Annotated in this window: 11 protein-coding genes; 6 read left to right on the top strand and 5 right to left on the bottom strand. The window is 66.1% G+C overall.

What is annotated here, in order from left to right; translation table 11 throughout:
- Positions 1-8 precede the first annotated feature (8 nt).
- The gene (locus FVP33_RS19490) at positions 9-509 is read left to right on the top strand and encodes a hypothetical protein (protein WP_187270654.1); all 501 of its coding nucleotides are present in this window, start codon (positions 9-11) and stop codon (positions 507-509) included.
- Between the two features lie 93 nt (positions 510-602).
- On the opposite strand, the gene FVP33_RS09540 is transcribed toward FVP33_RS19490, so the two are convergent.
- Entirely contained in the window at positions 603-1,790 is a 1,188-nt protein-coding gene (locus FVP33_RS09540; RefSeq protein WP_147783438.1) for a class I SAM-dependent methyltransferase, read from the bottom strand.
- A 306-nt stretch (positions 1,791-2,096) separates the two neighbouring features.
- Here FVP33_RS09540 and groES point away from each other — a divergent pair, with 306 nt between their 5' ends.
- The 4 genes from groES (at position 2,097) to FVP33_RS09520 (ending at position 6,161) form a co-directional block, all read left to right on the top strand.
- A complete protein-coding gene (gene groES / locus FVP33_RS09535; protein ID WP_147783437.1) occupies positions 2,097-2,393 on the top strand; it encodes a co-chaperone GroES in 297 nt (98 codons plus the stop codon).
- Between the two features lie 76 nt (positions 2,394-2,469).
- On the top strand, positions 2,470-3,408 hold the full coding sequence (gene rarD / locus FVP33_RS09530) for an EamA family transporter RarD (RefSeq protein ID WP_147783669.1): 939 nt from the start codon (positions 2,470-2,472) through the stop codon (positions 3,406-3,408).
- A 41-nt stretch (positions 3,409-3,449) separates the two neighbouring features.
- Positions 3,450-4,709: an ABC transporter substrate-binding protein gene (locus FVP33_RS09525; protein WP_147783436.1), complete on the top strand. Its 1,260-nt coding sequence runs from the start codon at positions 3,450-3,452 to the stop codon at positions 4,707-4,709.
- A 177-nt stretch (positions 4,710-4,886) separates the two neighbouring features.
- Entirely contained in the window at positions 4,887-6,161 is a 1,275-nt protein-coding gene (locus tag FVP33_RS09520; RefSeq protein ID WP_147783435.1) for an ABC transporter substrate-binding protein, read from the top strand.
- Between the two features lie 127 nt (positions 6,162-6,288).
- Here the strand turns inward: FVP33_RS09520 and FVP33_RS09515 are convergent, their stop codons facing one another.
- From FVP33_RS09515 to FVP33_RS09500, 4 genes are read right to left on the bottom strand one after another with little or no spacing between them, the layout of a single operon-like run.
- Positions 6,289-7,053, bottom strand: a complete 765-nt coding sequence (locus tag FVP33_RS09515; RefSeq protein ID WP_147783434.1) for an ABC transporter ATP-binding protein — start codon at positions 7,051-7,053, stop codon at positions 6,289-6,291.
- Positions 7,043-7,999 (bottom strand): ABC transporter ATP-binding protein, encoded by a 957-nt coding sequence (locus tag FVP33_RS09510; RefSeq protein WP_147783433.1) that lies wholly within the window; start codon positions 7,997-7,999, stop codon positions 7,043-7,045. Before FVP33_RS09510 ends, FVP33_RS09515 begins: the two co-directional genes overlap by 11 nt.
- Positions 7,992-8,966, bottom strand: a complete 975-nt coding sequence (locus FVP33_RS09505; RefSeq protein WP_147783432.1) for a branched-chain amino acid ABC transporter permease — start codon at positions 8,964-8,966, stop codon at positions 7,992-7,994. The genes FVP33_RS09510 and FVP33_RS09505 overlap by 8 nt, the downstream gene beginning before the upstream one ends.
- A 10-nt stretch (positions 8,967-8,976) precedes the next feature.
- Positions 8,977-10,356 (bottom strand): ABC transporter permease subunit, encoded by a 1,380-nt coding sequence (locus FVP33_RS09500; protein ID WP_246142278.1) that lies wholly within the window; start codon positions 10,354-10,356, stop codon positions 8,977-8,979.
- 233 nt (positions 10,357-10,589) lie between these two features.
- Between FVP33_RS09500 and guaB the strand changes: the two genes are divergently transcribed.
- The gene (gene guaB, locus FVP33_RS09495) at positions 10,590-12,092 is read left to right on the top strand and encodes an IMP dehydrogenase (RefSeq protein WP_147783430.1); all 1,503 of its coding nucleotides are present in this window, start codon (positions 10,590-10,592) and stop codon (positions 12,090-12,092) included.
- Positions 12,093-12,228: the final 136 nt, after the last annotated feature.

The raw sequence follows: 12,228 nt of genomic DNA, 5'->3' as shown, positions 1-12,228 counted from the left end.
GAGCACCCATGACTGACCCCGTCAACGGCGACTTGCCGCCGGTACCGCCGCCAGCCCAGCCGGCGACCCCGGCGACGCCTCCGCCCGCAGCTCCCGAGCCGGCCGCCTCTCCGGTGGCTCCGCCGGCCGCACCGACTCCTCCGGCCCCCACCCCGCCGGCACCCCCGTCGGCCGGCTACGCCGCTCCCGCCTATGGCACGACGGGCGTCGTGGCGCCCAAGAAGACCCTGAGCCTCATCGGAATGATCGCCGGTATCGTCGGCCTGCTCGGCTTCTGGATCGTCTTCATCCCGATCGTCGGCTCGATTCTCCAGCTCTTCATCCCGGGGGCCGCGCTCGTGCTCGGCATCATGGGGAGGAAGCGCGAGGGCCTCCCGGCCCGGGGCTTCTGGCTCACCGCCATCATCACGGGAATCATCGGCCTGGCCATCGCGATCATCGCCCTGATCGGCTGGATCGTGGTCTTCGTCGCGGCCGGCGCCCACGGCGCGTTCAATAACAGCTACTGAATGACGACCGGCTAAGTCAGCCGGGTCTCATTGCGCAGGCCGAAGGGTCCGCCTCCTCCGGGAGGTGGGCCCTTCGTCATGCCGGGTGGCCCGTCAGGTGCGCTCCACCAGCAGCGCGCTGTGCCGGCCGGCCACGCGGGTGACGACGAGGGTGGCGCTGTTGTCGCCCTTGAGCTTGAGCCTCTTGCGGAACTCGGCCGGGTCGAGATCCACCCCGCGCTTCTTGATTTCGAGCCGCCCGATCCCGCGGGCCGCGAGCTCCTTGCGCAGCGCGCGTTCGTCGAACGGAAGCACCTCCAGCACCCGGAAGCAGGTCGCAAACGGCGTCTCGATCGCGCTGTTCGAGGAGAGGTAGGCGATTCCGTCGCTGAGCATCGTGGCGTCGAGGCGCCTCGCGAGGTCGCCGATCAGCCGGGCCCTGATGACCGCGCCGTCCGGTTCGTAGAGGTAGTCGCCGAGCTCGCCGGTCGGGGCGTCTTCGCTGTCCGCGTCCGCGCTGAGCTCCGCCGTGCCGTGGGGCCCGATCACGAGCGCCGATCGGCGGATGCCCGGCCTGGCCAGGGTGCCGAACCACAGGCCGAGCTCAACGACGTCCCGATCGACGGACACCCACTGCGCCTCCGCGTCCCGGGGAATGAGGTCGCGGTCGATTCCGGGACCGAGCTTGATCCCGGTGGGCAGGGTCGCGGCCGTGGCGAAGGCGAAGTCAAGAGAGGGAGAGTAGTCGGCGGGGTTGGTGACCCGCGAGGTGTTCGAGTGCCCGGAGGTGCGCCGCGCCGGGTCGAGGAACACCGCGTCGAAGTCGGTGACGTCGATGTCTGTCGCATCGGCGTTGACGACGGTGGCGTTCGGCCAGGGCGCGAGGTTGTAGGCCGCGATCGCCGCCGTGACCTCGTCCCGTTCGACGGCGGTCACCTCGAGCTCCAGGGCGGCCATCGCCATGGCGTCGCCCCCGATTCCGCAGCCGAGGTCGACCACGCGCCACACGCCCGCCGCCCGGAAACGGCCGGCGTGCAGGGCGGCGACCTGAAGACGCGTCGCCTGCTCGAGACCGGCCTCGGTGAAGAGCATCCGCGACGCGAACGGGCCGAACTTGGCCTCGCCCCGGCCCCGCAGCTTCGACTGGCTCAGCACGGCGGCGACCATCGCGGGGGAGTGCCCTGCCTTGCGCAGCTCGGTCACAGACTTCAGCACGTCGGCGGCCGACTCGTACGGCGGCAAGGAATCGAGCAGCCGCAGGCCCTCGGCGGAGAGAATTTCGCGCAGCTCGGAGATGTCCATCCGCCCCATTCTCGTACGGATCGCGGCAACCCCCGCATCCTCCCCGCTCCGCTCCGCCGTCCGCTCCGCCATCCGAAAACGCAGGAGATCCCGGATGCCCGGTGCGATGTGAGCGCGCACGCGGCCGTTTGACGCGGAATCCCCTGCGTTTTCGGCCGCGGGGAGGGGCGCGGGATGACCCGAAACGCAATCGGGTCTGGCACTCCGATTGCACGAGTGCTAATGCGCGGCTAAGCTACATCTGGCACTCTCACAGTGAAAGTGCTAACCCAAGATTTCTAAAAGTCATTCAGAAAGAGGTCAACCGTGTCGGTCTCCATCAAGCCGCTCGAGGATCGCATTGTCATCAAGCAGGTCGAGGCGGAGCAGACGACTGCTTCGGGACTCGTCATTCCTGACACCGCGAAAGAGAAGCCCCAGGAGGGCGAGGTCGTCGCGGTCGGACCAGGTCGCATCGACGACAACGGCAACCGCATCCCGCTCGACATCGCCGTGGGCGACAAGGTCATCTACTCCAAGTACGGCGGAACCGAGGTGAAGTACGGCGGGGAAGACCTGCTCGTGCTCTCGGCTCGCGACGTGCTCGCGGTAGTCGTCCGCTAGTCAGCTTCTTTCGAAGGGCCCGTCCGGTACGCCGGACGGGCCCTTCGTTCATCTTCGGGCCGTGAAATCCCGTAGCATGCGCACAGTGACCAGCACTGCCTCCCCCCGTTCGCACGAGCGCTCCGGCGTCATCTTCGCCGTCGCCGCCTATGGGCTGTGGGGCTTCCTGCCCGCCTACTTCCTGCTGCTGCAGCCGGCCGGCGCGATCGAGATCGTGGCCTGGCGCATTCTCTTCTCCCTCGTCTTCTGTGCCCTGATCATCACGGTCACCCGCAAGTGGCCGCAGCTCGTCGCGGTTCTGAAGCAGCCGCGACTCGTACTCATGATGGGTCTCGCTGCAGCCCTCATCTTCGTCAACTGGCAGGTCTACGTCTACGGCACCCTCAGCGGTCATGTGATCGAGACGTCGCTCGGCTACTTCATCAACCCGATCGTGACGGTGCTGCTCGGAGTGCTGCTGCTGCGCGAACGGCTGAGGCCGCTGCAGTGGATCGCGGTCGGAATCAGCGGCATCGCCGTGCTCGTGCTCGCGATCAACTACGGGGCGCTGCCGTGGATCTCCCTCACCCTCGCGTTCTCCTTCGGCCTGTACGGACTCATCAAGAAGCGCGTCGGCGGCGCGGTGGACGCGGTGAGCGGCCTCACCCTCGAGACAGCCTGGCTTGTGCCGGTGGCCACCGTGCAACTCCTCGTGGTGGGGGCGGGCGCCGGCATCACCTTCGGCACGGTGAGCCCCTGGCACACGCTCGCGCTCATCAGTGCCGGAGTCGTCACCGCGACGCCCCTCCTCCTCTTCGCCGCCGCCGCGCGTCGCCTGCCGCTCGTCTACATGGGGCTCATCCAGTACCTCGCGCCCGTACTGCAGTTCCTCTTCGGCGCCTTCGTGCTGCGCGAGGCGATGCCGCCCATGCGCTGGGCGGGATTCGCCCTGGTCTGGGTGGCGCTGGTCGTTCTGAGCATCGATGTCTTCGTGGCCGGGTCCCGCTCGCGCCGCGCCTCGCCGATCACGGCCTGATCACCGGTAGGGTTCGGGATGATCCCCAGCTAAGGACCCCCATGCCGAGCCCACGCACCCTCGTCGTCGTCGCCCTCTCCGCGGCCCTGAGCCTCGCCGTCGCCGGATGCGCGACCGAGGCGCCGAAACCGGTGCCGACCAGGACTCAGAGTTCCTCGGTCAAGCCGACCGGCGACGGGGTGCTGCGCATCGGCACGCTCTTCCCCACGACCGGGGCGCAGGCCTACCTGGGGCCGGCCCAGGCCGCGGCGGTCGAGGCCGCCGTGCGCGAGATCAACGAGGCCGGCGGCGTGCTCGGCAAGCCCGTCGAGGTGCTGCACCGGGACTCGGGCGATGTCAGCACGGACACCATCGAGAAGTCGTTCGCCGACCTTCAGACCCGGAAGGTCGACGTGCTGATCGGCCCGTCGTCGTCCGTGCTCGCGGAGCGACTGGCGCCGAAGCTCGCCGCCGCGGGCATCCCGATGATTTCGCCCGCCGCCACCTCCGTGCGGCTGAGTACGATGGCGGACTCCGGACTGTTCTTCCGCACCATTCCCTCCGCGGCGCTCGAGGGCGACGCCATCGCGCGGGCCATCGGCGGCAAGGGCAGGGTGGCCTACGTCTACCTCGACGACGAGACCGGCGCCGCGATCCTCGGTTCCCTCCGTTCCCGGCTCAAGGCCGGCTTCGGCTCCCTCGTCGCGACGCAGAAGTTCGATCCCTCCGTGAAGGATTTCGCGCCGATCGTCGCCGCGGTGAAAAAGGCGACCCCGGATGCCGTGGTCTTCGCGAGCACCTTCGCCGCGATGGAGCAGAACACGGCGGTGATCACGGCGCTGACCGCAGCCGGCCTCGGCGGGGCGAAGCTCTGGCTCACCGGCGAGAACATGGCCGACTACTCGCAGGCTTTGCCGGCCGGCACCTTGACCGGGGTCAACGGCATTCTCGCCGGGGCCGGATCGGATGCCGCCTTCACCGCCCGGGTGAAGGCGGCGGACCCCGCGACGAGCAGCATGGCCTATGCGCCGGAGGCATACGACGCCACGATTCTGGCCGCGCTCGCGGCGATCGTCGCCCGCGATGCCGGGGGTCCGTCGATCGCGGCACGGCTCACCGACGTCTCGAAGGGCGGCATCAAGTGCACGAGTTTCGGCGAGTGTGTCGCCGTGCTGAAGACCCAGCCCGACATCGACTACGACGGAATCTCCGGGCCGATCGCCTTCGACAGCAAGGGCGATCCGACCTCCGCGCACTTCGGCGTCTACAAGTACGACGCCGCAAATCGATTCGCACGGACCGGCGATATCGTCGGGGGGTGAACCACCGCTCTGCCGTATCCGCCAGATAATCCTTCGGTAACGAAAGGTAACGATTGTGGCGTGTTACATGGATGTAACCCACACGTATTGTTTCTCGTGATCGAGAGCAATACGTTCATAAGCACGGCAATGCCCCGCATTGTCGCGTCGTCAAACTCACACAACGCAAGGAGCAACATGAGCGTTCTCGCGAAGGCCACGGCCTCCCGCTCACGGTCTCTCAAGTCCGCCGTCAGCGGTATCGCAATTCTCGGCATCAGCGCGCTCATCTTGAGCGGCTGTGCCTCGGGTGGCTCTACCTCCAGCGGCAAGGACCTCACACTGAAGATCGGCACGATTCTGCCGCAGACGGGTTCCCTCGCAGTGCTTGGGCCGCCCGAGTTCGCTGGCGTCGCGGCTGCTGCCGCAGACATCAACGCGGCGAAGGCCGGAATCAAGGTCACCGTCGAGAACAAGGACTCGGGGGACACGAAGACCAATATCGCGACCCAGTCTGCGACCGCCCTGCTCGCGGATGGCGTCAGCGCGATCATCGGCGCCGCGTCCTCCAGCGTCTCGCTCTCCATCATCGACCAGATCACGAAGGCCAAGGTCATCGAGATCTCTCCGGCCAACACCTCCCCGACATTCTCGTCCTACGCGGATGACGGATACTACTGGCGCACCGCCCCCTCTGACGTTCTTCAGGGTCGCGTGCTGGGCCAGAAGGTGCTCAAGGACGGCGCGACAAACGTGTCGATCATCTACCAAAACGACTCATACGGCCAGGGTCTTGACGACAACGCCAAGAAGGCCATCGAGGCCGGTGGCGGAAAAGTCGGCGAGAACGTGCCGTACGACCCCGCGGCGACCAGCTTCTCGTCCGAGGTGACGCAGGCGCTGTCGACGAACCCCGACGCGCTCATCGTGATCTCGTTCGACCAGTTGAAGGCCATCGCCCCCGAGTTGCAGAAGAACAACTTCGACTTCAAGAAGTTCTACGGCACGGACGGCAACTACGGAGTCATCGACAAGACGTACACGGGACCCGACATCGCTGGCGCGCAGTTCACCGTCCCGGGGGTGGACGCCTCGAAGGACTTCCAGGCCAAGCTGCAGGCGCTCGTCAAGAAGGAGGGCAACGCGGCGTTGACGGTGTTCACCTACGCGCCCGAGTCCTACGACGCCACTGTCCTCCTCGCCCTGGCCGCGCTGAAGGGCAAGAAGGCCGATGGCCCGACGATCAAGGCGAACCTGGAGACGGTGTCGAAGGACGGCACGAAGTGCACGACCTTCGCGGCGTGCGCCAAGCTGATCAACGACGGCAAGGCCGCGAACTACGACGGGCTCTCCGGCCCGATCACGTTCGACAAGAACGGTGACCCGTCGCAGGCGTACATCTCCATCTACAAGTACACGACGGGCAACGACAACGTGTACGAGTCCGCCGAGTTCGGCGACCTCACCAAGTAGTCACGCAGTACACGGAAGGGCCTCGGTTCTCGGACCGGGGCCCATCCTCTGTGTGGTCCGGCCTTATCGGCCGCACGAGAAGGGGCCCGGCACTGTGTGCCGGGCCCCTTCTGCGTTCTGTCGTCCGCTATCCGCCCGCGGTCGGTGTGGAGTTGGTGACCGCGTGGTCCGTTGCGAGGGTGCCGAGGTACAGCTCGATCACCTTTGGATCGCTCATCAGCGTGCGACCGGTGCCGCTGTACGCATCCTTGCCCTGGTCCAGCACGTAGCCTCGGTCGCAGATCTGCAGGGCTCGTCGGGCGTTCTGCTCGACGATCATGACAGAGACGCCCGCGCGGTTGATCTGGGCGACGTTGATGAACGTCTCGTCCTGACGCACGGGGGAGAGGCCGGCGCTCGGCTCGTCGAGAAGCAGCACGGAGGGGTCCATCATGAGCGCGCGCGACATGGCAACCATCTGGCGTTCGCCTCCCGAGAGCGAGCCGGCGCGCTGCTTGAGTCGCTTGCCGAGCTCGGGGAAGAGATCGGTGACGAAGTCGATGCGCTCCTTGAACATCTTGGGCTTCTGGTACACGCCCATTTCGAGATTCTCCTCGATGGTGAGGCTCGGGAAGACATTGTTGTTCTGCGGCACCATTCCGACCCCCCGAGTGACGAGTTTGTCGGCCTTGAGCCCGGTGATCTCGTCACCGGCGAGCAGCACAGACCCGCCGCGGATGTCGACCTGGCCGAAGATCGCCTTGAGCAGCGTCGATTTCCCGGCACCGTTTGGCCCGATGATCCCGACGAGTTCGCCCTTTTCGACGTACACGTTGCACCCGTTCAGGATGTTGACTCCCGGCAGGTAGCCGGCGACGAGGTCCTTGGTCTCCAGAACAATCTCACTGGCCATCGGTGGTCTCCTTCGAGCTCGCTTCGTCGCTGATTTCCTCGCTGATCTCGTTCACCAGGAAGGAGTCCCCGAGTTCCTTCGCGACTTCGAGTTGACCGGTGAGCGAACCGAGGTCGGTGTCGTGGTGCGCGCCGAGGTACGCGTCGATCACGGCTGGATCACGCATGACGACATCGGGATATCCCTCCGCGACGATCTTTCCTTCGGCCATCACGATCACCCAGTCGGCAATGGTCTGCACCATGTGCATGTCGTGCTCGACGAACAGCACGGTCATGCCCTCCTTCTTGAGGTCGAGGATGTGGCTGAGCAGAGACTGGGTGAGGGCCGGGTTGACACCGGCCATGGGTTCGTCGAGCATGACGAGTTCCGGCTTGGACATGAGCGCCCGCGCCATCTCGAGAAGCTTCCGCTGGCCACCGGAGAGGCTCGCTGCGTAGTCGTCCTTCTTCGTATCGAGCTTGAACCGGGTGAGGAGATCGAGCGCCTGGTCGGTGATCTCCTTCTCGCGCTTGCGCCAGAAGCCGCTGAACAGGGCGGTGAGAATCCGCTCCCCGCTCTGGTCACCGGCGCCGAGGCGCATGTTCTCCATCACGCTCAACAGGCTGAGGGCCTTGGTCAGCTGGAAGGTTCGCACCATGCCACGGCGAGCCACCTTGAACGCCGGCACGTTGGCCAGGCTCTTGCCGTTGAGCTCCCAGGTGCCCGTATCCGGCTTGTCGAATCCGGTGAGCAGGTTGAAGAACGTCGTCTTGCCCGCCCCGTTCGGTCCGATGAGCGCCGTGATGGCGTTCCGCGGGATCTCGACGTGCTCGACGTCGACCGCACTGACCCCGCCGAACGAGCGTCTCACGCCGTGCGCAACGAGAATCGGGTCGACCTTCTTGACGCCCGGTCCCGGTTCGCCGATCTGGAGCTTGGCCCTTGTCGTGTTCGCGTCAGCCACTGAAGTGCGCCTCTCTCTTCTTGCCGAATATGCCTTGCGGCCGGAAGATCACCAACAGCATCAGAGCGATGCCGACGATGATGAACCGGATCGGTCCCTGTTGCACCGAGGTGATCGGCAGCAAGTGGTTGGAGACGAGCAGGGTCAGGATGCCGTCGGACAGTGAGAGAACGACCCAGAAGATGATCGATCCGATGATGGGGCCGAGCACGGTGGTCGCGCCGCCGAGCAGCACGATCGTGTAAAGGAAGAATGTGGTCTGAGTGCCGTAATTGTCCGGTTGAAGCGAGGTCGGGATGATGACGAGCACCGTGCCCAGCGCGGCGAGCACTCCGCCGAGGATCAGCGACTGCATCTTGTACCAGGTGACATTCTTGCCGAGGCTGCGAACCGCATCCTCGTCCTCACGGATGCCCTTGACGATGCGGCCCCACGGGCTCCGCATGAGCTGCCAGACCAGCACAGCGGCAACGATCACCACGGTCCAGCCCACGATCATCGACCACACCTCGTTGTTGTTGTAGGAGAGCACGCCGTAGCCGTAGCGGATGTCCGGCAGCGGGTTGAGCCGGTAGAAGTCGCGCGACGACCCGTTGATGCCGTCTGAGCCACCGGTCAGATTGCTGATGCTCGGCGTCTTGACGGTGTAGCGCACGATTTCCGCGGCCGCGATGGTCACGATGCTCAGGTAGTCGGCTCGCAGTCTCAGAGTCGGGATGCCGAGCAGAAGGGCGAAGAGTATCGCGCCGACGACACAGGCGATGAGCGAGGCCCAGAGCGGCCAGTCGAACTTCACCGTGGTGATCGCGAAGAAGTAGCCTCCCACCGCCATGAAGCCGGCCTGACCGAAGTTCAGCAGTCCGGTGAAGCCGAAGTGGACTGCGAGCCCCAGTGCTGCGAGGGCATACCCGACGGTGAGGGGGGAGAGGATCTGGCCGAACGCCAGGGGGATGAAGTTCAAGTCCATTGGAGTTTCCCTAACCGATCCGGTCTCGGCGACCAAGGATGCCCTGTGGCCGGAATATCAGAATGACGATCAGCGCTGCGAGAGCGGCGACGAACTTCATGTTCGACGGAATGAAGAGGGTCGACAGGTCGACGAGGAGGCCGATCACGAGCGAACCGATGAGCGCTCCGAACGCGGTGCCGAGGCCGCCGAGGGTGACGGCGGCGAAGATGAGCAGCAGGATGCTCCCGCCCGTCTCCCAGTTGATCGGTTGGTAGTAGCCGATCAGGGCGCCCGAAAGCCCGGCGAGCGCGCCACCGGCGACCCAGACGATTCGGATGACCCGCTCCACGTTGATGCCCGTCGCTGCCGCGAGGGATCGGTTGTCGGACACCGCGCGGGTCGCCTTTCCGATGCGGGTCCGAAGCAGTGCGAAGGCCACGAGAAGAAGCACCACGATGCAGACGACCGGACTGGAGACATCCGTGAACCTCAGGTGGACGGGCCCGAGAGTGAGGAAGGAACTGTTATCGCTCGGCGTGACGAGCAGCCCAGGGCCGAAGACGAACTGATAGATATAGCGCAACGCGAGTGAGAGCCCGATGCTCACGATCATCAGGGGGATGAGGCCCACGCCCCTCTTTCGCAGCGGCTTCCACAGCCCGAGGTCCTGCAGATAGCCGAAGACGCCGCCGAACACGAGGGCCGCGAGGATGCCGAGCCAGCCTGGAAGGTGCATCGTGCCCGAGACGATGTAGCCGACGAGAGCGCCGAAAGTCACGAGTTCGCCGTGTGCGAAGTTGTTGAGCCCGGTGGTGCCATAGATGAGGGAAACACCGATGGAGGCGAGCGCGAGAAGCAGGCCGAAGATGAGGCCGGTTGCCACCCGCTGCAGGGCAAGTTCGCCGAACGAGGTTCCAGAGCTGGTCGAGCCGGGCGACGGCTTCGCTGTCGATCCGGGAGACGGGGTAGTCGCTGCCGATCCGAGGAGGAAGTACGCGGGTACACCCTGGTTGCCCACGCCCACCGACACATCGCGCGGGTTGGTTCCGAGAACCGCACCGGCGCCAGCGGGAATGGAGGATGCGTCGAGGGCCACCTTGTACGTTCCTGGCTTGTCGAGGGGTACTGTCGCCTTGCCGTCGGCCCCCGTAACCACCGCGCTGTTGAAGCCCTTCGGACCGGTGATCGTGACCTTGACTCCAGCGACGTTGGACTTGTCGGCGGCCACTCGCACCCAAACGCCGATGCTCTGGGCGGCGGCCGTCGAGGCGGACGGCGTCGGCGTCGGCGTATCGGCGGCGAACGCCGTTCCCGCGCTGGAGAACACAAAGGCGGACGCGGCGAGCGCCGCGAAGATCACGACAAACCACCGCGTCTTGCGTCGGGGAGCTGTACCTGCGAGTGTCACGGAACCTCCAAGGCGGAGCCAGCCGGGGCAAGGGATTCCCGGGCAGTCTGGCCGACCGTCGTCATTGACGTTAGTTGTCGAATGTGTCACCGGTGTTTCGCGGAGAGCACGCTTCAGTCTCGCCATTATGACCGGTGGAATAGCCGACCCGCTAACTGGTTAATATTGAGTACCGGAATCCTTCGATGCAGTCCGGACCTTCAGCTCAGCATTCGCGGGAAAATAGAGGACACATGGACCAGCCGGACCCCTTCGGTTTCATCGGGCTCACCTACGACGACGTCATGCTCCTCCCCGGGCATACCGATGTCATCCCGAGCGAGGCGGACACCTCGACGCGCCTGAGCCGCCGCATCACCGTGGCCGCGCCGCTGCTCTCCTCCGCCATGGACACCGTGACCGAGTCGCGCATGGCCATCGCCATCGCCCGCCAGGGCGGACTGGGCGTGCTGCACCGCAATCTCTCGATTGCCGATCAGGCCGACCAGGTGGATCGCGTGAAGCGCAGCGAATCCGGCATGATCACCAATCCGGTGACGACAACCCCGAACGCGACGGTCGCGGAGGTGGACGCGCTGTGCGGCCAGTTCCGCATCTCCGGTCTTCCGGTGGTGGAGGACGACGGCCGTCTCGTCGGCATCATCACCAACCGCGACATGCGTTTCGTCTCGCCGTTCGAGAAGGCCACCACTCTGGTGCGAGACGTGATGACCCGTGCTCCGCTCATCACGGCCCGCGAGGGCATCGACCCGGATGATGCGGTCGCCATCTTCGCGCAGCACAAGATCGAGAAGCTTCCCCTCATCGATGCCGACGGCAGGCTCCGCGGCCTCATCACCGTCAAGGACTTCGACAAGTCCGAGATGTATCCGAGCGCCACCAAGGACGACTCCGGTCGGCTTCGGGTCGCCGCCGCGATCGGTTTCTTCGGCGACGCGTGGGAGCGCGCCATGACCCTCATCGACGCCGGGGTGGACGCCCTGGTCGTCGACACCGCGAACGGCGACAGCGCCGGCGTGATCGACATCATCCGCCGGCTCAAGAGCGACCCGGTCGCGAGCCACGTCGACGTCATCGGCGGCAACGTCGCCACCCGCAGCGGCGCGCAGGCCCTCGTGGATGCCGGAGCGGACGCCATCAAGGTGGGCGTCGGTCCCGGCTCAATCTGCACCACCCGCGTCGTGGCCGGAGTCGGGGTGCCGCAGGTGACCGCGGTGTACGAGGCGTCCCTCGCCGCGCGGGAGCACGGCATCCCGGTGATCGCCGATGGCGGACTGCAGTATTCCGGCGACATCGCGAAGGCGCTCGTGGCCGGCGCGGACACCGTCATGCTCGGCTCGCTCCTCGCCGGCTGCGACGAGAGCCCGGGCGACCTCGTGTTCGTCAACGGCAAGCAGTTCAAGAAGTACCGCGGCATGGGGTCCCTCGGAGCCCTGCAGAGCCGCGGCGAGAAGACGTCGTACTCGAAGGACCGCTACTTCCAGGCCGACGTGCCGTCCGACGACAAGCTCATCCCGGAGGGGATCGAGGGACAGGTGCCGTACCGCGGCCCGCTCTCCGCCGTGGCGTACCAACTGCTCGGCGGCCTGCGTCAGTCGATGTTCTACACCGGTGCGCGCACCATCCCGGAGCTCAAGGCGAAGGGCAAGTTCGTGCGCATCACGGCCGCGGGGCTCAAGGAATCGCACCCGCACGACATCCAGATGACGGTGGAGGCGCCGAACTACTCCCGCTAGGGAGGCGGCGCGGGGTTCGCGCCCCGACCCAGCAGGCGCGCGCGGGTCGGCTCGAGACCGGCACCTCGCGGCGGGAGTTGTCCCCTCGCGGCGGGAGTTAAGGCGGCCGGCGGCGGGGTAAGGGCGTCGGGGAGGG

This window comes from Lacisediminihabitans profunda (assembly GCF_008040105.1).
GTDB classification, from domain to species: domain Bacteria; phylum Actinomycetota; class Actinomycetes; order Actinomycetales; family Microbacteriaceae; genus Lacisediminihabitans; species Lacisediminihabitans profunda.
Note: the sequence above shows the minus strand (reverse complement) of the source record. Positions and strands in the feature narration are given on the sequence as shown.

Bases quoted from the DNA above. Each gene is read 5' to 3' on its own strand.
- FVP33_RS19490 (WP_187270654.1), top strand. From the start codon at position 9: ATGACTGACCCCGTCAACGGCGACTTGCCGCCGGTACCGCCGCCAGCC.
- FVP33_RS09540 (WP_147783438.1), bottom strand. From the start codon at position 1,790: ATGGACATCTCCGAGCTGCGCGAAATTCTCTCCGCCGAGGGCCTGCGG.
- rarD (WP_147783669.1), top strand. From the start codon at position 2,470: ATGCGCACAGTGACCAGCACTGCCTCCCCCCGTTCGCACGAGCGCTCC.
- FVP33_RS09525 (WP_147783436.1), top strand. From the start codon at position 3,450: ATGCCGAGCCCACGCACCCTCGTCGTCGTCGCCCTCTCCGCGGCCCTG.
- FVP33_RS09520 (WP_147783435.1), top strand. From the start codon at position 4,887: ATGAGCGTTCTCGCGAAGGCCACGGCCTCCCGCTCACGGTCTCTCAAG.
- FVP33_RS09515 (WP_147783434.1), bottom strand. From the start codon at position 7,053: ATGGCCAGTGAGATTGTTCTGGAGACCAAGGACCTCGTCGCCGGCTAC.
- FVP33_RS09505 (WP_147783432.1), bottom strand. From the start codon at position 8,966: ATGGACTTGAACTTCATCCCCCTGGCGTTCGGCCAGATCCTCTCCCCC.
- guaB (WP_147783430.1), top strand. From the start codon at position 10,590: ATGGACCAGCCGGACCCCTTCGGTTTCATCGGGCTCACCTACGACGAC.